This window comes from Ruegeria sp. CF5 (assembly GCF_056537325.1).
Genome location: NZ_JBQFRI010000005.1, coordinates 130,594 through 152,468 on the forward strand (window position 1 = coordinate 130,594; position 21,875 = coordinate 152,468).

General features: G+C 58.1%; 28 protein-coding genes. 12 read left to right on the top strand and 16 right to left on the bottom strand.

The annotated features are described in order from the left end of the window. Nucleotides 1-34: 34 nt before the first annotated feature. The 7 genes from ACR0NW_RS13630 to ACR0NW_RS13660 form a co-directional block, all read right to left on the bottom strand. On the bottom strand, nt 35-499 hold the full coding sequence (locus ACR0NW_RS13630; protein ID WP_170653829.1) for a PTS sugar transporter subunit IIA: 465 nt from the start codon (nt 497-499) through the stop codon (nt 35-37). A 60-nt stretch (nt 500-559) separates the two neighbouring features. After that, entirely contained in the window at nt 560-1,123 is a 564-nt protein-coding gene (gene hpf / locus ACR0NW_RS13635) for a ribosome hibernation-promoting factor, HPF/YfiA family (RefSeq protein WP_170653827.1), read from the bottom strand. Between the two features lie 253 nt (nt 1,124-1,376). Continuing rightward, complete coding sequence (gene lptB / locus ACR0NW_RS13640; RefSeq protein ID WP_170653825.1) at nt 1,377-2,135, bottom strand: LPS export ABC transporter ATP-binding protein; 759 nt, start codon at nt 2,133-2,135, stop codon at nt 1,377-1,379. Continuing rightward, nucleotides 2,135-2,626 carry an LptA/OstA family protein gene (locus tag ACR0NW_RS13645; protein WP_480450715.1) on the bottom strand — a complete coding sequence of 164 codons (492 nt, stop codon included), beginning with the start codon at nt 2,624-2,626 and terminating at the stop codon, nt 2,135-2,137. Before ACR0NW_RS13645 ends, lptB begins: the two co-directional genes overlap by 1 nt. 3 nt (nt 2,627-2,629) lie before the next feature. Beyond that, on the bottom strand, nt 2,630-3,229 hold the full coding sequence (gene lptC / locus ACR0NW_RS13650; protein ID WP_170653821.1) for an LPS export ABC transporter periplasmic protein LptC: 600 nt from the start codon (nt 3,227-3,229) through the stop codon (nt 2,630-2,632). A 12-nt stretch (nt 3,230-3,241) separates the two neighbouring features. After that, on the bottom strand, nt 3,242-4,210 hold the full coding sequence (locus tag ACR0NW_RS13655; protein ID WP_480450717.1) for a KpsF/GutQ family sugar-phosphate isomerase: 969 nt from the start codon (nt 4,208-4,210) through the stop codon (nt 3,242-3,244). Beyond that, nucleotides 4,207-4,821, bottom strand: coding sequence for a ribonuclease D (locus ACR0NW_RS13660; protein WP_480450719.1), 615 nt, complete (start codon nt 4,819-4,821; stop codon nt 4,207-4,209). Before ACR0NW_RS13660 ends, ACR0NW_RS13655 begins: the two co-directional genes overlap by 4 nt. 134 nt (nt 4,822-4,955) lie before the next feature. On the opposite strand from ACR0NW_RS13660, the gene ACR0NW_RS13665 reads away from it, so the two are divergent. The 10 genes from ACR0NW_RS13665 to ACR0NW_RS13710 all read left to right on the top strand — a co-directional run bounded on the left by ACR0NW_RS13665 (nt 4,956) and on the right by ACR0NW_RS13710 (nt 14,883). Further along, the gene (locus ACR0NW_RS13665; RefSeq protein WP_480450720.1) at nt 4,956-5,213 is read left to right on the top strand and encodes a metal-sensing transcriptional repressor; all 258 of its coding nucleotides are present in this window, start codon (nt 4,956-4,958) and stop codon (nt 5,211-5,213) included. Nucleotides 5,214-5,216: 3 nt separating this feature from the next. Then, complete coding sequence (locus ACR0NW_RS13670) at nt 5,217-6,536, top strand: MFS transporter (protein ID WP_480450722.1); 1,320 nt, start codon at nt 5,217-5,219, stop codon at nt 6,534-6,536. Between the two features lie 55 nt (nt 6,537-6,591). Beyond that, nucleotides 6,592-7,020, top strand: coding sequence for an Lrp/AsnC family transcriptional regulator (locus tag ACR0NW_RS13675; RefSeq protein ID WP_480450724.1), 429 nt, complete (start codon nt 6,592-6,594; stop codon nt 7,018-7,020). Between the two features lie 115 nt (nt 7,021-7,135). Then, nucleotides 7,136-8,242, top strand: coding sequence for a saccharopine dehydrogenase family protein (locus tag ACR0NW_RS13680; RefSeq protein ID WP_480450726.1), 1,107 nt, complete (start codon nt 7,136-7,138; stop codon nt 8,240-8,242). Nucleotides 8,243-8,245: 3 nt separating this feature from the next. After that, nucleotides 8,246-9,760, top strand: coding sequence for an L-piperidine-6-carboxylate dehydrogenase (amaB, locus tag ACR0NW_RS13685; RefSeq protein WP_480450728.1), 1,515 nt, complete (start codon nt 8,246-8,248; stop codon nt 9,758-9,760). Between the two features lie 122 nt (nt 9,761-9,882). Then, entirely contained in the window at nt 9,883-10,587 is a 705-nt protein-coding gene (locus tag ACR0NW_RS13690; protein WP_480450729.1) for a transglycosylase SLT domain-containing protein, read from the top strand. Between the two features lie 69 nt (nt 10,588-10,656). Next, nucleotides 10,657-12,678: a flagellar biosynthesis protein FlhA gene (gene flhA, locus ACR0NW_RS13695; RefSeq protein WP_480450978.1), complete on the top strand. Its 2,022-nt coding sequence runs from the start codon at nt 10,657-10,659 to the stop codon at nt 12,676-12,678. Further along, nucleotides 12,675-13,448 carry a flagellar biosynthetic protein FliR gene (locus ACR0NW_RS13700; protein WP_480450731.1) on the top strand — a complete coding sequence of 258 codons (774 nt, stop codon included), beginning with the start codon at nt 12,675-12,677 and terminating at the stop codon, nt 13,446-13,448. The genes flhA and ACR0NW_RS13700 overlap by 4 nt, the downstream gene beginning before the upstream one ends. Continuing rightward, nucleotides 13,445-14,533 carry a flagellar type III secretion system protein FlhB gene (flhB, locus tag ACR0NW_RS13705; protein WP_480450732.1) on the top strand — a complete coding sequence of 363 codons (1,089 nt, stop codon included), beginning with the start codon at nt 13,445-13,447 and terminating at the stop codon, nt 14,531-14,533. The genes ACR0NW_RS13700 and flhB overlap by 4 nt, the downstream gene beginning before the upstream one ends. Beyond that, a complete protein-coding gene (locus ACR0NW_RS13710) occupies nt 14,530-14,883 on the top strand; it encodes a hypothetical protein (protein ID WP_480450733.1) in 354 nt (117 codons plus the stop codon). Before flhB ends, ACR0NW_RS13710 begins: the two co-directional genes overlap by 4 nt. Nucleotides 14,884-14,921: 38 nt before the next feature. On the opposite strand, the gene ACR0NW_RS13715 is transcribed toward ACR0NW_RS13710, so the two are convergent. The 9 genes from ACR0NW_RS13715 to ACR0NW_RS13755 are packed head-to-tail and all read right to left on the bottom strand — an operon-like array spanning nt 14,922 to nt 19,495. Beyond that, nucleotides 14,922-15,452: a flagellar basal body-associated FliL family protein gene (locus ACR0NW_RS13715; protein WP_480450735.1), complete on the bottom strand. Its 531-nt coding sequence runs from the start codon at nt 15,450-15,452 to the stop codon at nt 14,922-14,924. A 9-nt stretch (nt 15,453-15,461) separates the two neighbouring features. Further along, on the bottom strand, nt 15,462-16,199 hold the full coding sequence (gene flgH, locus ACR0NW_RS13720) for a flagellar basal body L-ring protein FlgH (RefSeq protein WP_480450737.1): 738 nt from the start codon (nt 16,197-16,199) through the stop codon (nt 15,462-15,464). After that, nucleotides 16,199-16,615 carry a flagellar basal body P-ring formation chaperone FlgA gene (gene flgA, locus ACR0NW_RS13725; RefSeq protein WP_480450739.1) on the bottom strand — a complete coding sequence of 139 codons (417 nt, stop codon included), beginning with the start codon at nt 16,613-16,615 and terminating at the stop codon, nt 16,199-16,201. Before flgA ends, flgH begins: the two co-directional genes overlap by 1 nt. Then, nucleotides 16,615-17,400 (bottom strand): flagellar basal-body rod protein FlgG, encoded by a 786-nt coding sequence (flgG, locus tag ACR0NW_RS13730; protein ID WP_480450740.1) that lies wholly within the window; start codon nt 17,398-17,400, stop codon nt 16,615-16,617. Before flgG ends, flgA begins: the two co-directional genes overlap by 1 nt. Nucleotides 17,401-17,424: 24 nt before the next feature. Further along, nucleotides 17,425-18,135, bottom strand: coding sequence for a flagellar hook-basal body complex protein (locus ACR0NW_RS13735; protein ID WP_480450741.1), 711 nt, complete (start codon nt 18,133-18,135; stop codon nt 17,425-17,427). Further along, entirely contained in the window at nt 18,135-18,407 is a 273-nt protein-coding gene (locus tag ACR0NW_RS13740; RefSeq protein ID WP_170653767.1) for a flagellar biosynthetic protein FliQ, read from the bottom strand. Before ACR0NW_RS13740 ends, ACR0NW_RS13735 begins: the two co-directional genes overlap by 1 nt. A gap of 3 nt (nt 18,408-18,410) precedes the next feature. Continuing rightward, nucleotides 18,411-18,692, bottom strand: coding sequence for a flagellar hook-basal body complex protein FliE (gene fliE, locus ACR0NW_RS13745; RefSeq protein WP_480450743.1), 282 nt, complete (start codon nt 18,690-18,692; stop codon nt 18,411-18,413). Between the two features lie 14 nt (nt 18,693-18,706). Next, on the bottom strand, nt 18,707-19,093 hold the full coding sequence (gene flgC / locus ACR0NW_RS13750) for a flagellar basal body rod protein FlgC (protein ID WP_480450744.1): 387 nt from the start codon (nt 19,091-19,093) through the stop codon (nt 18,707-18,709). Between the two features lie 12 nt (nt 19,094-19,105). Continuing rightward, complete coding sequence (locus tag ACR0NW_RS13755) at nt 19,106-19,495, bottom strand: FlgB family protein (protein WP_480450980.1); 390 nt, start codon at nt 19,493-19,495, stop codon at nt 19,106-19,108. 87 nt (nt 19,496-19,582) lie between these two features. On the opposite strand from ACR0NW_RS13755, the gene ACR0NW_RS13760 reads away from it, so the two are divergent. Together ACR0NW_RS13760 and ACR0NW_RS13765 are read left to right on the top strand one after the other, a co-directional pair. Continuing rightward, nucleotides 19,583-20,920 carry a FliI/YscN family ATPase gene (locus ACR0NW_RS13760; protein ID WP_480450745.1) on the top strand — a complete coding sequence of 446 codons (1,338 nt, stop codon included), beginning with the start codon at nt 19,583-19,585 and terminating at the stop codon, nt 20,918-20,920. Nucleotides 20,921-21,026: 106 nt separating this feature from the next. Next, a complete protein-coding gene (locus tag ACR0NW_RS13765) occupies nt 21,027-21,866 on the top strand; it encodes a flagellar motor protein MotB (protein ID WP_480450747.1) in 840 nt (279 codons plus the stop codon). The last annotated feature ends 9 nt before the right edge of the window (nt 21,867-21,875 follow it).

Below are 21,875 nucleotides of genomic sequence, written 5' to 3' on the forward strand. Positions count from 1 at the left end.
GAAATCCGGGGGCTTTTTCTTTTGTTCCTGATTCTCAGGCCGCTTGCACGGATTGTGCTTCGGTCAGAATCGCATAGAGCTTTACCGGATCGGGGTTGGCCCGCAGTTTGGTGCAGACCGCCGAATCCCGTAGCGTGCGCGACACAAGTGCCAGCGCCTTGAGATGTTCGACACCGGCGTCTTCTGGCGCAAAGAGCGAAAAGGCGATGTCGACCGGTTGTCGGTCCACCGCGCCGAAATCGATCGGCTTCTCCAGCATTACAAATACACCGGCGACACAATCCAGTTGCGGCAAACGGGCATGCGGAAGGGCGACCCCGTGGCCAACACCGGTTGGCCCAAGGCTTTCGCGCTCAAGCAGGGATTCGACGACCATCGGCGCTTCAAGTTTCAGGGCACTGGCAGCGACGTCGCCAATTTCCTGAAACAGCCTTTTCTTGCTCGACGCAGCCGACAGCACGCGAACCGCCTCAGGTCTTAGGATACTCGAAAGCTCCATGATCACGCTCCATGGCAAACCCCGGCATCTGCAGAGGTTCGCCCAAGTTACACTTGCCTGTTACGGATCGATCCAGCCGATATTTCCGTCTTCCCGGCGGTAAACGACATTCAATCCGTCTTTGTTCTCATTCCGGAACACAAGCACCGGAGCGCCCGCAAGTTCCATTTGCATTACAGCCTCACCCACGCTGAGCGACGGGATCTTGGTTTCCATTTCGGCCACGATGATCGGCTGCAGAGAGTCCGGCTCACCCGTAGCTCCCGAATCGTCCGACGCGAGGATATAGGACGACGCACCAAAGAGTTCAACCGGCTCGGAGCGGTCCCGGTGATGGTCCTTGAGGCGACGCTTGTACCGGCGCAGCTGCGTTTCCATCTTGTCGCAACAACCTTCGAACGCAGCGTAGATTTCAGTGGCGTGCGCCTTGGCCTGTGCCGTCAGGCCGGTCGACAGATGGACGGTGGTTTCGCATACATATTCATGCGCCGAACGGGAAAAGATGACGTTGGCGTCGGTCGGTCTCTGGGCATATTTGCCCACGACCTCACCCAGCTCGGTCTGCACGTGTGTCTGCAGTGCTGCGCCGATGTCGATCTGTTTTCCGCTGATTTGGTAACGCATGTGATCTCCTTCACAATTCACACCCATTCTGACGCCGCAAATCGCAGCGATCCGTTTTTTTATCGGGTGGTGGGACGGGGCATGTTCCGCGGTTGTCTGTTATTGAACCCTTCCGAGAAGGGATATCGCGATCCAGACTGGAACCGAAGAAATACCATGTGGCAATTGAGGCAAGAGACGGCGGCAGAGTCAATCAAAACAGTCGTGTATATACGCGATTTCCGCCATGCACCCAGCGCAATTCCGCTCAAGCTCATGAAATCTTGAAGTTTTCGCCCAGATACACCCGGCGCACGTTCTCGTTTTCTACAACTTCATCCGGCGTTCCGGACATCAGAACCTGACCGTCGTGCAAAATGTAGGCGCGATCGACAATTTCCAGCGTTTCCCGCACGTTATGATCAGTGATCAGAACGCCGATTCCGCGCTTTTTCAGATCCGCAACCAGATGTCGGATATCGCCGACACTGATCGGATCCACCCCGGCAAACGGTTCGTCCAGCAGCAGGTATTTCGGGTCCGCCGCCAGACAGCGCGCAATCTCGACCCGGCGCCGTTCACCGCCCGACAAGGCCAGTGCGGGCGCGCGGCGCAGATGCTCGATGGAGAAATCGGAAAGCAGCTCCTCAAGGCGTTCCTTCCGCCTGTGGGCATGATCCACCGTGATGTCGAGAACGGCGGCGATGTTGTCTTCAACGCTCAGCCCGCGAAAAATCGACATCTCCTGCGGCAGATAGCCAATTCCCATGCGCGCGCGCCGGTACATCGGAAGTGTCGTGGCGTTCTGGCCATCGATGGTCACGGTTCCCGCTTCGGGGAAAACCAGCCCCGCAACCGAATAGAAAGTTGTTGTCTTGCCGGATCCGTTTGGTCCCAGCAGCGCCACCACTTCGGACCGGTCGAGCGTCATTGAAACGTCACGGATGACCGTTTTCTTGCGGTAGGATTTCCGCAGCTTTTCGATCCTGAGCCCGGATGAACCGTTGGCAACGGATAGTTTCGGTGTTGCCATCAATTCTGCTCCGTATGCAGGATTGTTTTCACTCTGCCAGTCACTGTCGCCAGTCCGGTTGTCAGATTCGCGTTCATCTGATCGCCGCTGATGGTGCTGGGCCCCTGTGACAACAACACGTTGCCTTTCATCACGATGACGCCCGACTCGATCGTATATTCAGCCCAATCGCCTTCGGCCGCATCAGGCGGGCTGACCAGAACCACATTCTCGGTCGCTTCCATTCGTTCGATCGCGGATTGCTCTTCGTTGTAGATGACCAGCACACGTTCAGCCGTTAGGCGCATCTCTCCCTGAATCACGATCACGTCGCCCAGAAATTCAGCCGAACCGTCTTCCTGATTCACGTTCAGCGTTTTCGAAGTCACTTCGACCGGCAGGGTCGGGTCGTTGTTCACGGATCCGAACGCAACCTGAGTTTCCTGAGCGGATGCAGATACCGCACCAAACGCCAGGACAACAGACAGTGAAACTACACGAAAATCGAACACAGGTTATCTTTCTGCTTTTGGAGGCTCATATATCAATTTCACACCATCTGTAAAAAGAATATGGACCGGCCCATCCTTTTTTTCAGTCCCGAATGTCATACGGCCTGCGGTAAAGTTACCGATAGGGCCTGTTCCCCGAACTTCGCCCGGTGTATCGCCCCTGATCTCGTCCAGAGATGTATTGAGCAAATCGGTTGTCAACTGCATCCCGTCGGTTGTCGTGATTATGACATCGCCGACAAAGGTGGCCGTTCCCTCATCCGGCCGGACCGTACCGGCGTTGGAATCCAGAACGATTTCCCTGCCATTCAACAGGCGATAGTGGCCGCGCAAAACCGACGCATCGACGGTTGAGGCGTTATCACCCGGACTGGCCCGCACCGCTTCCACCTCAACTTCTTCGCCTTTGCGGGTCGTGCCCCGATAATGAGGCCGGGTGACCAACTGGCCCTCAAGCCGCTCGTCAATGTCCTGCTGGCTAAAGGGGCTGGACACATCCGTATCGATACTGCGCGACAGCAGGAACACCGTGGACAGCAGCACAATCGCCGCCAGCGGCAGCAGAACCTTGAGGAACTGCACCATGCGGGAATAGCCGTCCATCGCCGTACCCTCCTAGCCCAGACCGACGCGCAGGCAGTCGTGGATGTGCAAAATACCTTGCGTCGAGCCATTGCCCTGTGGATCCACGACGAACAGGCAGGTGATCTTGGGCGTTTGCATGGTCATCAGTGCCACCGCTTTTTCGGCGAGCTCGTCCGGACCGATGGTTCGCGGATCGGTGGTCATGACCTGATCCACCGTCAGTTCCAGCAGCCCCTGCATATGGCGACGCAGGTCACCATCGGTGACAATTCCCAATAGTCTACCCTGAGCGTCGGTCACACCAACAACACCAAAGCCTTTCTGGGTCATGACAAGCAGGGCTTCGCTCATGAGAGTGCCCGACGCCACCAGTGGCGTGTCAGCGTGCATCAGGTCGCGCACAGTGCTCAGACGCGCACCCAGTTTGCCGCCGGGGTGGAAAGCGCGGAAGTCCTCGGGCTGGAAGTCGCGGTATTTCATCAGCGCAATTGCCAACGCGTCCCCCATCGCCAGCGTCAGCGTGGTCGAGATCGAAGGCACCATGCCAAAGCCGCAGGCCTCGCCCATCGACGGTATCAGCAGATGTACATCGGCCTGTTTCATCAGTGTGCTTTCGGGCTTGCTGGACAGTCCGATCAGCGGAATGTCGAACCGGCGGGTAAAGGCCAGCAGATTTGCCAGCTCGGGTGCTTCGCCGGAATTCGAGATCGCCAGAACAACGTCGCCTTTGGACAACATGCCCAGATCGCCATGACTGGCCTCGGCCGGATGCACGAAATAGGCGGGCGTTCCCGTGCTGGCCAGCGTTGCCGCGATCTTGTGACCGATATGGCCGGACTTGCCGATGCCGCTGACGATGATGCGGCCCTGTGCCTGCAGAATCAGATCAACCGCTTCGGCGAAATGATCATCAAGACCATCGGCCAGAGCATCAAGCGCCCGTGCCTCGTCGGCAATGACCTGTCGTGCGGTTCTGAGGAATGAGTCGGTATCGGTCATGAGTGTGCAAATATATCCGTTTCGGGCCAGCCAGCCAGATCAAGCCGGGCGCGCATGGGCAGAAAATCGAAACAGGCCTGTGCCATTTCAATCCGGTCCTCGCGGGCCAACCGCTTGTTCAGCGCATCCCGCAGCCGGTGCAGGTACAGCACATCCGAGGCTGCATATTCCAACTGAGCATCGGTCAGCTGCTCCGCCCCCCAATCGCTCATCTGCTGTTGCTTTGAGATGTCGATCCCCAGCATCTCCTGACACAGGTTCTTGAGCCCGTGCCGGTCGGTGTAAGTGCGTACAAGACGGCTGGCGATTTTTGTGCAGTAGACCGGTGCGGCCAGTGCGCCAAAGGTTTGGTACATCGCTGCGATATCGAAACGTCCGAAATGGAACAGTTTCAGAACGTCCGGATTTTCCAGCATGGCGCACAGGTTTGGCGCCGAAGTCTGACCCTTTTCGACCTGAACGATATGACTGTTGCCATCGCCGCCCGACATTTGGATCACGCACAACCGGTCGCGATGGGGGTTCAGACCCATGGTCTCACAGTCGATGGCCACAATCGGGCCAAGGTCCAACCCGTCGGGCAGGTCGTTTTTATACAGATGGTTCGCCACGGAGTCGTCCTTTGTGCCTTGTCGACACCGAGATAGGAGGTTTGCCCGGCAAACTCAACGTCACACGCACATAGCCGGCCTGACCCGTCGTCAAAAGTTGACAATATCCCCATGGGGAGGATAGGGATATTAACATGACCACTCATATTCACGAATCCCATCCGCAAATCTCGGCACGCCTCAAGCGGGCTCAGGGTCATCTGGCAAAGGTGATTGCCATGCTGGATGATCAGGCACCCTGCACCAATATCGCGCAGCAACTCTTTGCAGTAGAGAAGGCAATAACCAATGCCAAACGTGCGCTGATCCACGACCATATCGACCACTGCCTGTCCGCCGATAACGACCAAGGCGGGGTGGAGGATTTCAAGGCCATCACAAAGTACCTGTGACCTATGCTGAACATTTTGCGAAACAGAACCTATCGGCATCTCTTCGCAGCCCAGATCGTTGCGTTGACCGGTACGGGTCTGGCCACGATCGCACTGGGGTTGCTTGCCTTTGAGCTGGCCGGTGACGCGGCTGGCATGGTGTTGGGCACGGCCCTGACCATCAAGATGGCCGCCTATGTGACTGTCGCGCCGATCGCCGCGGCATTTGCTGAAAGGCTCGACCGCCGCCGGATGCTGGTGGCGCTGGATCTGGTGCGCGCAGCCGTGGCGGTTTGCCTGCCGTTCGTGACCGAGGTCTGGCAGGTCTATGTGCTGATCTTCGCGCTGCAATCGGCCTCGGCAGGGTTCACTCCGGCATTTCAGGCCACGATTCCGGATGTGCTGACCGACGAAAAAGATTACACAAGGGCGCTGTCGCTATCGCGTCTGGCCATGGACATGGAAAGCCTGCTCAGCCCCATGCTGGCGGCGATGCTGCTGCTGATTGTCAGCTTTGACAGCTTGTTCTGGGGCACGGGACTTGGCTTTGTCGCATCGGCACTGCTGGTCGTTTCGGTTGCGCTGCCGTCCCCCAAACCGTCCGAACGACGAGGGGTATACGAACGTACGACACGCGGCATCCGGATATATCTGAAAACCCCCAGATTGCGGGGCTTGCTGGGACTGAGCTGGTCAGCCGCGGCGCTCAGTTCGATGGTGATCGTGAACACCGTTGTTCTGGTCCGCGCAGACATGGGCCTGGCCGAAAGTGCGGTCGCAATCGCGCTGGCCGGGTTTGGCGGCGGTTCCATGCTGGCAGCCTTTGCCCTGCCGCGCCTGCTGGAACGGATTGAGGATCGGCGTGTCATGCTGGCAGGTGCAGCGCTGGGAACCGGGGCAATGGCGGCCACGGCAATCGTAACCGCAACGTTTCCGTTTACCTTGTCCCTGCTGACGGTGGCCTGGGCCGCGGTCGGGTTCGGGTATTCCACGACTCTGACGCCATCGGGTCGTTTGCTGACACGATCGGCGCATCCCGAAGACAGGCCCGCGGTATTTGCGGCTCAGTTCACGCTATCACACGCCTGCTGGCTGGTTCTGTATCCACTGTCCGGCTGGCTGATGACTGTCAGCGGCGCAACCGTTGCACTGGCGGTTCTGGCAACGACGTCGATCTTCGGGATCGTTGCCGCCTTTCTGGTCTGGCCCCGCAAAGACGCAGGCCCCGTTGAACACACGCACGATGGGTTACCTTCTGATCACCCGCACCTGACCGGGAGTGGGGTACACCGCCATCCTGTTATTATAGACGATCTGCACCCAAGCTATCCGAAAGAGCCTTGAGCGTACCGCTGAATTGGTGCCAAGTCGGGAAAAGACACTCTGACGCGGAGTCCTTATGGATCAACTCGACCGCCTCATCATAGCGGCCCTGCAACACAATGCGCGGGCCTCAACAACTGGGATCGCGGCCAAGCTTGGTGTCGCCCGCACGACCGTGCACGAACGCATCAGCCGAATGGAAGATCGCGGCGTGATTGCCGGATATTCGGTCGTGCTGCGCGACCCTCAGGACGAACCCAGAGTGAACGTGGTGGTCATGCTGGAAGTGCAGCAAAAGGAAACCTCGCGCATCATCAAGCGGCTCGAAGCGTATCCCGAGATCAAACTGTGTCTGTCGATCAATGGCGATTATGATCTTTTGCTGTCAGCCGAGGCGCCCAGGATCGAGGATCTGGATATCCTCGTCGATGAACTGGCTGCAATTCCCGGCGTCCTGCGCACCAATACCAGCGTGGTTTTTGGGCGCCGTATCGATCGCAGATAACACATTGACGATAATGTCGTCATAATGACGGCATCAAGACTCATATCGTCACTCTGATCCCTACAAACCGAACAGCGCATTCGTCAGGCTTTCTGAAAAAGGAAGGAAACGAGCAATGCGCTGGAACATATGCGTTATCGGAGCCGGGAAAATCGGCCAGATGATAGCGACACTACTGAAAACCTCGCCGAATTATTCGGTAACCGTTGCCGATAACGATCTTGCGGCACTGGCAGTGCTCAAAAAGATGGGCGTTGCAACCAAACAGATCGACGCTGGCGATGCATCGGGACTGGCCGAGGGCTTGCGCGGCTTTGATGCGGTTATTTCCGCAGCACCGTTTTTCCTGACCCCAACCATCGCGCAAGCGGCGAAAGAGGCAGGTGCCCATTATTTCGACCTGACTGAGGACGTGGCTGCGACAAATGCGGTACGCGAACTGGCTGGGGACAGCCAAACCGCGTTCATGCCCCAATGTGGTTTGGCACCGGGATTTGTTGGCATCGCAGGATCGGCGCTGGCTCACGATTTCGACGAACTGGACAGCCTGCACATGCGGGTAGGCGCGCTGCCGCTGTATCCGACCAACGCGCTGAAATACAATCTCACCTGGTCGACCGACGGTCTGATCAACGAATACTGCAATCCCTGCGATGCAATCGTAAACGGCGAACGCGTCAAGACCGCGCCGCTGGAGGATTATGAAATTCTGGGCCACGACGGCGTAGAATACGAATGTTTCAACACCTCAGGTGGTCTTGGCACCCTGCCCGAAACGCTGGATGGCAAGGCGCGGGCGGTATCCTATCGCTCGATCAGGTACCCGGGTCACCGCGACATCCTCAAGCTGCTGTTGTCGGATCTGGGACTGGAACGCCGCCGCGATTTGCTGAAGGAAATTTTCGAAGCCGCCCTGCCCCGCACCGATCAGGACGTGGTGCTGGTCTATTGCACCGCCAAAGGCCTGATCAATGGCGAGCTTCGTGAGAAGTCGCTGATCAATAAATCCTTCAGCCGTGTGATCGACGGGCAAGTCTGGAGCGCCATCCAGATCACCACCGCCGCAGGCGTACTGGGCGTCGTCGACCTGATGCGGACCGGTGCGCTGCCGTCAAAGGGATTTGTACGGCAAGAGCAGGTGAAGCTTGCAGATTTCCTGAACACCGAATTTGGCCGCCTGTACCGGGCGGGGGACGTAACTGAACAGAATAAGGCAGCCTGAGACATGAAAGACATTGTCATGACCGCTGAAACCACCCTTTCGAAACTGGGCCTGAGCGCCGCCGAGCTGAGCGGCGGTACGTTGCGGGTGAACTCGCCGATAGACGGCGGCCTTTTGGCCGAAGTGCACGAAACACCCGCGTCGGATATGGACCGGATCTTTGCCAACTCCAAAGCTGCGTTCAAGGCTTGGCGCACGGTCCCGGCACCTCGCCGCGGCGAATTGATCCGCCTGCTGGGCGAAGAGCTGCGCGCCGCCAAAGATGAACTGGGCGCGCTTGTTAGCTGGGAGGCAGGCAAGATCACGTCCGAAGGGCTGGGCGAAGTGCAGGAGATGATCGACATCTGCGATTTCGCCGTTGGACTATCGCGCCAGCTATACGGCCTGACCATCGCCAGCGAACGCCCCGGCCACCGGATGATGGAGACATGGCACCCCGCCGGGCCGGTTGGTGTGATTACCGCGTTCAACTTTCCAGTCGCGGTCTGGTCGTGGAACACGGCACTGGCGTTGGTTTGCGGTGACCCAGTGATCTGGAAGCCGTCCGAAAAGACACCTCTGACCGCGCTGGCGTGCCAGAAGATTTTTGAACGTGCCATCGCCCGCTTTGGCGATGCGCCGGATCATCTGCTGCAAACCCTGATCGGAGGCGCGGATCTGGGCAAGGCTCTGGTTGAAAGTGAGGATGTTCCGATCATTTCGGCTACCGGCTCCACCCGCATGGGCCGGGCCGTCGCACCCATTGTCGCCCAGCGCTTTGGCAAATCCATTCTGGAACTGGGCGGTAACAACGCCATGATCGTCGGGCCTTCCGCCGATCTGGAAATGGCAGTGCGCGCCATCGTGTTTTCCGCTGTCGGCACCGCTGGTCAGCGCTGCACCACACTGCGGCGGCTGATCGCGCACAACTCGATCAAGGACGATCTCGTGGCACGGCTCAGCAAAGCCTATTCGGGCCTGCCTATTGGCAATCCTCTGTCCGATGGAACGCTTGTCGGCCCGTTGATCGATGAAGCATCCGGCGCAGCCATGACTGCAGCCCTTGAAGCGGCCAAGGCCGAAGGCGGAACGGTCCACGGCGGCGCCCGGGTCACCAAGGACGTACCCGAAGGCGGCGTCTATATGGAACCGGCTATTGTCGAGATGCCCGGGCAGTCTGACGTCGTAAAGACCGAAACCTTCGCACCCATTCTTTATGTGATGGGGTATGACGTTTTTGCGGACGCGCTGGATATCCAGAATGACGTTCCGCAGGGGCTATCCTCGTGCGTCTTCACGCTGAATATGCGTGAGGCAGAGCAATTCCTGTCGGCGGCCGGTTCAGATTGCGGCATCGCCAACGTCAACATCGGGCCTTCGGGCGCAGAAATCGGTGGTGCGTTTGGTGGCGAAAAGGAAACCGGTGGCGGTCGCGAAAGCGGATCGGACGCGTGGAAAGCTTACATGCGCCGTCAGACCAATACCGTAAACTATTCGGCGGAACTGCCGCTGGCGCAGGGTGTCAAATTCGACATCTGAGAACAATTGTGCCCGCCCTGAAACCGGGGCGGGTTTTTCACCGGTTGGCGGTTTACGATAACCGTCTGTAAACCGGTGACTGAATAGCCTGTCCGTGACTCAGAGAATCCCGGACAGGCAGAATGCCCAAATACCCAGCCCTGATATTCATACCGGTCTTTATCGCCCTGTCGGTTTCCGCAGCGGGCGCGGCGACGGATGCTCGCACGGCTGGGATTTGCGACCGGGCCGCCCGGCAGGCCGCCTTGTCCGAGGGCGTGCCTCTTGACGTGTTGCGCGCGATCACCCGCGTGGAGACCGGTCGACACCGGGATGGTCAGGTGATGCCCTGGCCCTGGGCCATAAATCTGGAAGGCAAGGGTTTCTGGTTCAACAGCGAGGTTGAGGCGAAGTCGTTTGTATTCAAGGTGTTCAAAGCGGGTGCGCGCAGTTTTGACGTGGGGTGTTTTCAGATCAATTACCGATGGCACGGCCACCGGTTCCGATCCATTGATGCAATGTTCGACCCTGCAGAAAACGCAACCCAAGCAGCCCGGTTTTTGAAAGAACTGCATGATGAACTCGGGACATGGTCTGCTGCCGCTGGCGCCTATCATTCGCGCACGCAATCTTTGGCAGCTAAGTATTCCAAACGTTTTGAGGATGCTTTGGCGCAGCTTGGCGACACCCAATTGCTCCAAGATGAAAACACGCCAACAGCCCCATTCCACACGGCAGCGATTCCTCTGATATCGCCGGCCGTACCTCAGCGGTCGCAGCAGGCCAAGGCGCTCGGCTCCCTCGTTCCGGTCTCAGCCAATACCGGGCCCTTCATCGCGCTCAACTAGGAGGCTCGTGTGCTCCAAATCGACGCCCGGTCACTGTTTTCCCCCACCGTATTGCTGGCACTGGCCCTCATGGCGGTCATCGTCATGATGATCCTGCCCATGCCCGCTTGGGTGCTGGATGTCGGGCTGGCCGCGTCTTTCGCTCTGGCCATCCTGATTTTTACACTGACCCTGTTCATCGAACGGCCGCTGGAGTTCTCGTCTTTTCCCACGATCCTCCTTGCCTCGCTGATGCTGCGGCTGTCGCTGAATGTCTCGTCCACCAAACTGATTATCGGTCAGGGTCACACTGGCCCTAACGCAGCGGGCGACGTGATCGAAGGGTTCGCCCAATTCATCATGGGCGGCAGTATTTTTCTGGGCCTTGTCGTGTTCGGCGTCTTGCTGATCGTCAATTTCATGGTCATCACAAAGGGCGCGGCCCGCATGGCCGAGGTCGGCGCACGCTTCGCGCTGGACGGGATGCCGGGCAAGCAGCTTGCCATCGACAGCGATATGTCCGCAGGCGCGATCGACCACCAGCAGGCCAAGGAAAGGCGCGAGCTGGAGCAGCAGGAAACTACCTTCTTCGGCTCGCTGGATGGTGCCTCGAAATTCGTCAAGGGCGATGCGATTGCCGGGTTATTGATAACATTGCTCAATCTGGTGATGGGCCTAATCATGGGCATCGTCGTGCATGGCATGCCCATTGCCGCGGCTTTTGAGACCTATGCCATCCTGACCGTTGGTGACGGGCTGGTGTCACAAATCCCAGCCGTGATCATTTCGATTGCTTCGGCTTTGTTACTGGCGCGCGGCGGCACCCAGGGCGCCACCGACACTGCGATCTTCTCACAGCTGGGCAGCCACCCGGCGGCGCTGGGAACGGTTGCCGGCCTGATGGTTCTGTTTGCCTTGGTCCCGGGTCTGCCGTTTCTGCCCTTTATTCTAGGGGCTGGCGTTCTTGGTTTTGCCGCCTATTCCATCAAGCGAAAAAGCGGACCCGAAGAACCGGATACGGAGCGTGGTGAGGCGCAGGCGCCAGTCACGCAAGCCATCGGGGATATTCTGGATCTGGACGACGTGCATCTGGAATTTGCACCCGATCTTGTCAGCATGGTGCTAAACCCCGGCACCGGCCTGGACGCTCGGATCACAAATATGCGGACATATGTGGCGTCAAATTATGGGTTGGTCATGCCGGAGATTCGCCTGACGGATCGCGCGGATCTGCCCAAAGGAACTTATGTCGTCCGCATTCACGGCGTCGAACAGGCACGCGGGGTGCTGAACCCTGATCTGGTACTTGCCCTGATTCAGGATGAACCTGGCCTGCTGCCAGACGGTAACGACGTTACCGAACCGGTGTATGGCGCCCCCGCCCGTTGGATTTTGCCAAAGGATCAGGAGACCGCTGCGCTGAACGGGGCCACAATCGTGTCGCCGCCGGAAATTCTAGCCACGCACCTGCTGGAAATTATCAAGCAGAATTTCGCGCGCCTGCTCACGCTTAAATCCCTTCGCCGCCTGCTGTCGGAGATGACGCGGCTTAGTGACCCGGTCCGGGCCGAAGCCAACAGAAAACTGCTGGACGAACTGATCCCTGACAGGGTGCCCATCGACACGCTGCACGCTGTGTTACGCCTTTTGTTGGATGAAAGGGTGTCCATACGCAACATGCCTCTGATCCTGGAAACCGTTGCCGAAGCGCGCCTGACAACAACGCAACCCGAAGGCATCTGCGAACAGGTACGTCAGAGGCTTGGGTTCCAGTTGGTCGCTGATCTGAAACGCGAAGATGGATCAATCCCGCTGGTTCAGTTAGCCCCGGAATGGGAGGATACGTTCGCTCAATACCAGATCGACACGGCCCCGTCCGGTCTGGACGTCGCATTGCCGCCGGATCTTTTCAACAAGCTGGCGGATGGTTTGGCCGAACGAATGGCCTCATCCGCCGATCAGGGCCTGTTTCCCGCGCTTGCCACATCGTCCAGGCGACGCAGGCTGCTGCGGATGATCATGCATGCACGTGGCGTATCCAATCCGGTACTGTCATTCGAGGAAATCGGGCTGGAAGCGCGGCCAGCCCTTGTGGGCACAGTCGCTGCATGATTGCGCTGCCACCCGATCTTCTTGGAATGCTGGGCTTTGAACTCTGGCATTTGTTCACGGTTTTTCTGCGTGTTTCAGCCTTTGTTGCATTGTTACCTGCTTTCGGCGAACCGTCCATTCCCGCCCGGGTCAAGTTGGGCGCAGCGCTGGCGTTTACGCTGATCATCGCAACCGCTGTTCAGGGCACGTCGGTTGCTTCCGACTTGGCCACCCTTCTGGGCCTCGTCGGGACCGAGGTCGTGATCGGTCTGGCCATGGGGATAGCCGTCCGCCTGTTTGTTCTGGCCCTACAGACCGCAGGCTCGATTGCTGCGCAATCAACCTCTTTGTCGCAAATTCTGGGCGGAGCAGCCGCCGAGCCGGTTCCGGCAATGGGATATCTGCTGATGATCGCTGGTATCGCATTGGCCTGTTTGATGGGAATTCACGTGCGGGCTGCCGAGTTTCTGATCCGGACTTACGACATGTTGCCCATTGGAACGCAACTCAGCGCTGCGACCCTTTCTGAATGGGGTGTCGGGCAGATATCCCAGGCATTTTCCCTGTCGTTTTCTCTGGCTGTACCTTTTGTCATTGCGTCGCTGGTCTATAATCTTGCTCTCGGCGTGATCAATCGGGCCATGCCTCAATTGATGGTGGCATTCGTCGGCGCCCCTGCCATCACACTGGCCGGGCTGTTCCTGCTTTTTGCCGGTGCGCCTTTGATCCTATCGGTCTGGTCAGATGCGCTTTTCGCGTTCTTCGCCAATCCCTTCGGAGAATTGCCGTGAACCCGCAGGACGACGACAGCGAAAAGCCATTCGAACCGACGCCGAACAAGCTCAGGAAAGCGCGCGAGAAAGGAGAGATCGCGAAATCCTCGGACCTGTCGGTTGTGGCCGCTTATGTCGGCCTGGCAATTGCAGTTCTGACAATCGGGAAAATTGCCGTTGAACAACTGGGTACGCTGTTTCTGATACTGATCGAGCAATCCGGGCCCCTGTCGCTGCAGCTTGTCCGTGGCCCGTCCCAAAGCCTCGTGGCTGAAATCTCGACCCGTATAGGCGTAACCGTGCTGGTCTTTTTTGCAATACCTGCGGCGGCCGTTCTTCTTAGCCTCGTTGCGCAGCGGGCATTTATACTTGCACCAAACAAACTGAAGCCCCGACTGTCGCGCATTTCGGTCATATCCAACGCGCAAAACAAATTTGGCCGTCAGGGTTTGTTCGAATTTGCCAAGAGCTTTGTCAAACTTGTCCTGTACTCCGTATGCCTGGCATTGTTTTTGCGCGCCAATCTTGCGGAAATCATCACTTCCAGCGCGGTACAACCGCGATCGTCAATCCTGCTGATGGTAAACTTTTTAACCCGTTTTCTGGCCATCGTAATTGCAGTGGCTTTGATGATCGGTGTCGTTGACTACCTTTGGCAATATTCGGAACACATTCGCAAAAACAGAATGTCCCGGAAGGAGATCCTTGACGAAACAAAAGACTCGGAAGGAGACCCGCACATGAAGCAGCAACGCCAGAGGCGCGCTCAGGACATTGCCGCCAACCAGATGATGGCGGATGTTCCAACTGCCGATGTTGTGGTGGTGAACCCGACCCATTACGCGGTTGCGCTGAAGTGGTCGCGCGCACCGGGCGAAGCGCCAGTGTGCGTCGCCAAGGGCGTGGACGAGATTGCCGCCGCTATCCGGGCTGCCGCCGAAGATGCGGGGGTACCCGTTCACCCGGATCCGCCTACGGCACGGGCCCTGCATGCGACCGTCGCAATCGGGCAGGAAATCCCAGCAGAGCATTATCGCCCCGTTGCCGCCGCAATCCGCTTTGCAGAAGCCATGAGAAAGCGCGCGAAAGGTCAGGTGGGATGAAAAAGCCGGCCCTCTCGAACCTAGGAAAAGTGACTGAGGTTCTGTTTCTCAAAAAGCTGGAAAAAGTCCGGCCTGTTCTCGAGCAGGAAGCGGTCCTCAACCGTCAGATCAGCCGTCTTGACGAACAGTTGGCCGAGGTCCGCAGGAGCGGCAGTGAAACGTCGGGCTATCACCTCTGCGGCGCCGACATTCTGTGGCATGGTTGGGAGGCCGGAACACGCAGAACTGTAAACATGGATCTGGCGCGGTTACGCGCGCAGAAACTACAACAGATGGACGAATTGCGGCACGCATTCGGTCAACTCGAGGCTGTTCGGGAAATCGTTAAGAACCTGACCAAACATTCATAGCGTCGGATCCGATATCGGTCTTTGACACGTCAGGCCGTTCAGGTGTCCTGTCTGCTCACGCTCATGATCAGAACCCGGGACACGTCGGTCCCGAGATGTTTTTGTGCCTCTTCTAAAAGCGTGCGCCGCAGTAATTGCAGGTTGTCCGAGTGGGTGAAATTCCCGTCAAAACCGCCGACATTGGCATGATCGAACAGAACCTGAAGAAACCCGTCCCTCAGGTTCGGTTCGATCGCATAGATCTCCTCGCTTACTCCGGCGCGCGTTTCCAGGCTGAGAGACATGGTCACCAAGGCTGCGATCCGATCCTGCTCGACCACAGGGACAACGAATTGTTTGGGCAGCTTCAGATACTCGTGCTGTTCTTTCTTTTCATCCTTTGTATCCGAACTGACCTTCACGTTTTCCTTCTTCTGCTTGTCAGTTTCAGCCTTTGCTGTGGCCTTGTCATCTTTCGTCTGACTTTGCTGCGCCTGCGGCTCGATCGGGGGACTCAGGGCTATGCTTGCTGCCACTCCGGCCCCAAATCCGCCGATCAGCAACAGTATTGGCAGTACTTTTTTGATCATGACGAGGCCTCAGAACGGAAGCAGCGTGTCAAGGATTTGCTGCCCATACCGGGGCTGCTGGACATCCGTGATCTGCCCGCGCCCGCCATAGGAAACGCGTGCCGAGGCTATCTTGTCATAGGTGATTTCGTTCTGCCGGGAAATGTCTTCGGGGCGGACATAGCCCGCAACCAACAACTCGCGCAGCTCGAAATTGACCCGAAGTTCCTGCGAACCGGAAATTGACAGTACGCCGTTGGGTAAAACATCAACCACCGTCGCTGCGACCCGCAAGGTAAGCTTCTCCTTGCGCTTGACCGACCCCTTTCCTTTGGTCTCAGAATTGGAATCGATCGACACGGCCTCGGCCAGCGACGCCCCTTCGGGCAACTTCTCACCGGCACGCTGTGGATATCCGAACAGATGCGGTACGCCCAACGTTTCCGCCCCTGTACGCGAGCGCTTGGTGTCGTTCGAGATTTCGGCCTTTTCGTCGATTTCGATGACGACGGTCAGGATATCCCCTTTTTTCATCGCCCGCTGATCCCCCAGCAGAGAGTTCTGTCCGCCGCTCCACAAGGAAGACTGATCAACTTGGCGCTGGGGCTGGGTGTGAAGGGGCAGCCCCGGCCAAAGCATCGCGACATGTTCCGGAGACTCCGAATTGGGTGTAAAACTCGGCGGCTTACCCAGATGATCCAACCGGCCACACGCGGAGGTGACGAGAAGAACAAACAAAGCTGGTTTCAGAAGCTTGAGATTCTGCATTATTTAACCTCGATATTGCCGTCCGGGCGGATCCGGCCGGTGACGGTTGTGCGTGACGACAGGTTCATGACCCGAATGAATTCACCTTCGGCTCCCCGCCCCAGTGCCCGACCGTCTGTTGCGATGGAAAGGGCGCCGCGATCGAAGAGGATGGTGACCAGATCGTTTCGGTCGACCAAAGCCGGGAGGCCGACATCCGACAGGCGAATTGGCCGCCCTGCATAAAGGGTCACGCGCGCTTCCATACCGATCAGAACATCCGCTTGCGTGACCGCATTCGGCACCTCGGCCTGTTTTTGGGTCAGATCCTCGACCAGAATGATCTCTTTGGCGCGGATGGTTCGCGCGGGCACGACGATTTCGGCCTGTGCGATCACCGGGTGAGTCAGGGCCAGTATCAAAGCAACCGTTTTCATCACCGTACCTGCGTCGTTGCGCCCATCATCTGATCGACCGCTGATATGACCTTGGCGTTCATCTCATAGCCACGCTGCGCTTCGATCAGCTCCGTCACCTCGCGGACCGCATCGACCGAGCTATCCTCGAGATATCCCTGACGCAGGGTTCCCAGACCATCCTCGCCGGGTGTCCCGACAACCGGGCTCCCCGAGGCTTCGGTTTCCTTGAACAGATTGCCGCCGAGCGCCTCCAGCCCCTTGGCATTTGAGAAGCTCGCCAGAGTGAGTTCACCCAGCAGCTGCCCTTCGGCCGTGTCATCGAAATAGGCATAGACCTCGCCCGAGGCGTTGATCGAGATTGAGCGTGCATCGTCGGGAATTGTGACCTCGGGCGTTACAACAAAACCGTCGGCCGTCACGATCAGCCCCTCGGCGGATTTCTTGAGGCTGCCATCACGGGTATACGCAGATTGTCCGTTGGGCAGCGTGACTTCCAGATATCCCCGGCCTTCGATGGCGATATCCAGATCGCTGCCTGTTGCGGACAATGTCCCCTGCGCCAACTGCACCGTAACTGCGGCCGGCCGAACACCAAGCCCGAGCTGAATGCCGGTGGGTAGAACTGTGCCGTCTGCCGCATTCACGGTGCCCGCCCGGACCATTTGCTGATAGTGCAGATCGGCGAACTCGGCCCGCCGTGCGTTGTAACCCATCGTGTTCATGTTCGCGAGGTTGTTCGAAATAGTCTCGACCCGCATCTGCTGTGCGGTCATTCCGGTAGCTGCAATTTGCAAGGCACGCATGTCGGAAACTCCTTTGATTATTGATCAGCGCATCAGAGTTTTGAGCGCACTACGCACCCTCTCATCCTCGGCCTCGAGGAAGCTTTGCCCAAGTTCATAGGCGCGCTGGACCTCGACAAGCCGGGTAACCTGTTCGATGGCATTGACATTTGACCCCTCGAGAAACCCACGAAGGACGACAGGTTCCTCCAACGGTTCCGCGTCGCCTTCGATTCGAAATCCAACGCCGCCCTCCCGGACAAGACTGTGGGGGTCCGTAGGCCGATAGGTCCCGATCTGGCCCAGCAGGCGGCCTTCGACACTCAGCGTTCCGTCACTTCCAACATCAATCGAAGTGGCGTCCGGCGGTATGAAGATCGGAGAGCCGTTCGCGTCCAGAACGGGAAACCCGTCGGCTGAAACAAGATCGCCTTCAGCATTCGGTGTGAAACTTCCGGCCCGGGTCAGGCGGGGACCGGATGGGGTTTCCAGCATAAAGAACCCCTCGCCTTCGATCGCAAAGTCAAACTGTCCGCCGGTCTGGGTCAGGACACCCTGCTGCTGAGATGTGCTCCGGGTCTGTGCCCGCGCCATCGAGAGTGATGGCTGATGTCCCATGTCCCTGACAAACTCAGAAAACACGAGCCCCTGCTGCCGGTACCCGGTGGTGTTGGCATTGGCGATATTGTTGGCGACCACTCGTATTTCATTCATCAGACCCGATTGACGGGACAAAGTGATATATGCCGTATCCATCAGCGGCCTCCTGAAATCAGCGGAACAATTGTGGCGGTGAAGAAGGTGACCAGGGTTTGGGTCATGAAGCCCATCGAGACCCAGAAAACCGCGATTATGGCCAAAAGTTTTGGCACGAATGTTAGGGTCATTTCCTGGACAGAGGTCAGCGCCTGAAACAGGCCGACAACCAGCCCTGCGACCAACGCCACCGTCAGAATCGGAACCGAGGTTATCACCGCGACCCAAAGCGCCTGACGCAGAACGTCGTAAAAGAGACCTTCACTCAACATCGCTCAAACCGGCATACGCAGGATTTCCTGATAGGCCTCGACGACCTTGTTCCGCACGATCACAGCCGTTTCGACGGCGAGTTCGGTCTGAGCCAGCGCTTGCACCAGCGCATGAGGATCGGCCTGACCCACCATGGCTGACTGGGCCACCTGCTCGCTTTGTTGCAGTGTTGCTGCAAAGTCCTTAAAAACCTCACGAACCCCCGCTGTGGAATTCGGGTCGGCCTGCGTTGCCGGGCGTACCGAGGCATAGTTCTGTACTGCGCTGATTGAGCGGATATCCATTCTGGTCGTCCTTGTTATTTGCGGAGAAGATCCATCAGACTGGCTGACATCTGTCGGGTCTGGTCGAACATTTTCAGATTGGCTTCGTAACTGCGGCGCGCCTCACGCGCGTCGGCAATTTCGATCATCAGATCGACATTCGAGCCGTGATAAAATCCTGCATTATCAGCCAATGGGTGACCGGGGTCGTAAACCCGCGTCAACTCACTTTGGTCCAGACGCACTTTCCCGGTGCGAACCAGATCAGCGCCTGCTTCGCTGACCATTTCAAACGGAACGGACTTGCGCCGATAGCCCGGCGTGTCAGCGTTCGAAATGTTCTCGGACACGTGGCGCAATCGGGTCGCCTGCGCGCGCAGAGCGCTGGACGAGGCGGCAAGGGCATTTGCAAAATCACTCATCCCGCAATCTCCTTACACTTTGCCTAGACCGGTACGCAGAATGTTCAGCGACGACCGGTAGATCGCCAGCGCTCGGTCGTGCTGTCGCTTGACGTCAACCGCCCTGAGCACTTCCTGCTCGACCGAAACGCCGTTTCCATTGGGATCTGTGGCACCGTCCCGCACGACCTCTGCCCATACCCGGGCATCGGATGACGCGCCTTGAAGATGGCCGCTGCGCGTAGCAGTCATTTCGGAGTCGGCACCCTGCTTTCCATAGGCCGTCTGAAAGGCCACCAGATCGCGTGCGCGGTATCCCGGGGTGTCTGCATTGGCCATGTTCCGGGATATGACAGCTTGTCGTTGACCGGCATGTGTTGCCATTGCGTACGATATCTTAAAGACGTTCAGGTCCGAGAACATCGGGGCTTCTCCCTCGATCAATTTCAATCAAGGCTTAACCCCGATTCCTTTAGAAACCGTTTTCAGAACTCGATTGGAGAAGTCACAATGTCCGCGCCCGAACCAATGTCTCTGAAAGCCGCTTTTGACCGACTGAATCCTCTGGGCCAGGTCGGTCGCGTTGCCGGGGTCACAAATGGGCTTATCACGATTGCCGGTCTGGCGGATCAGGCCAGAACCGGGGATCATCTGCGGTTGGAACGAAAACATGGCCCCCATCTGGCCGGCGAAGTGCTGAATGTCGCGCATCAAGTAGTCCACATGTTGCCTGCAGGTGCACCTGACGGCGTTTCACTTGGCGACAGGGTGGTGCTGGAACAAACTCCCGCTTTCGCACCGGCGATGAACTGGCTGGGCCGTGTCATTGACCCGTTCGGGCGACCTCTGGACGGAAAACCCCTGTTGGGGGGAGAGGTGACAAGAGACATAGTTCAGGACCCGCCTCCTGCCGTCCGACGCAAGCCACTGGGGCCGCGCATGACCACGGGACTGACCATGCTCAACACGGTCCTGCCAATCGTGCGCGGACAGCGCGTCGGACTGTTTGCAGGGTCCGGTGTTGGTAAATCAACCCTTTTGGCAACTCTTGCACGATCCATGCAGGCCGATGCCGTCGTAGTGGCTCTGATCGGAGAGCGTGGCCGGGAGGTGAACGAGTTTGTCGAGAAAGCACTGGGCGCCGAAGGTATGAAGCGGGCAATCGTTGTGGCCGCAACCTCGGACCAGTCCGCCCTTGTGCGCCGCCGCTGTGCCTGGTCGGCGATGGCTGTCGCAGAACACCTGCGCGATCAGGGGTTGAACGTTTTGTTTCTTGCGGATTCGGTGACTAGATTTGCCGAAGCACATCGGGAAATCGCGGTTGCAACAGGCGAGGCACCGTCGTTGCGGGGCTTTCCCGCTTCTCTGACACCTCTCATTTCGGGTCTGTGCGAACGGGCGGGGCCAGGCACAGAGGAACAGGGGGATATCACCGCGATTTTCAGCGTTCTAGTCGCCGGCTCCGACATGGATGAGCCGGTTGCAGATATCCTGCGCGGCGTTCTGGACGGGCATATCGTGCTCAGCCGTGAAATTGCCGAACGCGGACGGTTTCCTGCCATCGATCTGAGCCGGTCGGTCTCGCGAAGCCTGCCCGAGGCGGCTACGGCCGAAGAGAACGAGTTGATCACCCAAACCCGCAGACTGGTCGGCAGCTACGAGCAATCCGAGGTCATGATAAAGGCGGGGTTGTATTCCGAAGGCGCGGACCCGCTTCTGGATCAGGCTGTGCGCGCGCACGCGGATCTGGATACGTTTTTTGGCAAGACCGAATCGGAAAATGTTGCGGACAGTTTCAACCGGCTGTCACTGATCCTACGCCGCGCCCGAGCGATGCCGCTGCAATAACGGTATTCGGGATCATCCGGGGAATTCCGAACAACTTTAGATGTTAGATATCCCTTAAGACCTGCTCTGCTATCCCGGTTGTCGGGTGATAAGACAGGTGGTGGAAATGGGTGCGCAATCGAATGCGGCGCCAATCATCATCAAGAAGAAACGGGTCGTTGGCGGTGATGGTCATCACGGCGGCGCGTGGAAGGTCGCTTATGCGGACTTCGTGACGGCCATGATGGCCTTCTTCATGCTGATGTGGCTGCTGAACGCAACGACGGAGAAACAACGCAAGGGACTGGCGGACTACTTTTCGCCAACCATTCCGGTCAACCCGGTTTCGGGCGGCGGCGACGGGGCCTTTGGTGGCGAAAACATGTTTTCCGAGAAGACGATGGTGATGGACGGATCCGGTGCGACCAACCGTAACCCAACCGAAGCCAAGCGGGCACGCGGCTCGACCGGTGTCGATGCCGATGGTGGCGGGCGCGGCGTGAACGAGGATTTCTCGACGCTTGAGGCGCGGTTGCTCGGTCGAACCGGTGAAAGCAGCGTCTCCGAGAAAATGCTCAGGCACATCGTGACCCGGGTGACAGACAAAGGACTGATCGTTGAACTTTTTGACACGGACGAATCGGCCCTGTTCGAACAGGGCTCTGATAGGCCAACCCGAATGATGCGGGCGCTTGCGCTGTTGGTGGCAAGATCGTCAGATCTGGTGACAAACAACGTTTCAGTTGAAGGTCATGTAAGGGCGAACCCCGTAGTTCTGGTGCAGAACCCGGTTTGGGACTTGTCGGCATCCAGGGCAATGGCGGTACGGGAAATGTTGGAAAGCAAGGGCGTTGCCCCGAAAAGATTGCAACGGATTACCGGTCACGCGGACCGCAAACTCGCTGTCGACAATCCGATGGCAGCCCGCAACAACCGGATAGAAATCATCTTTCTCAGAAGCCCGTGAACTCGGAGA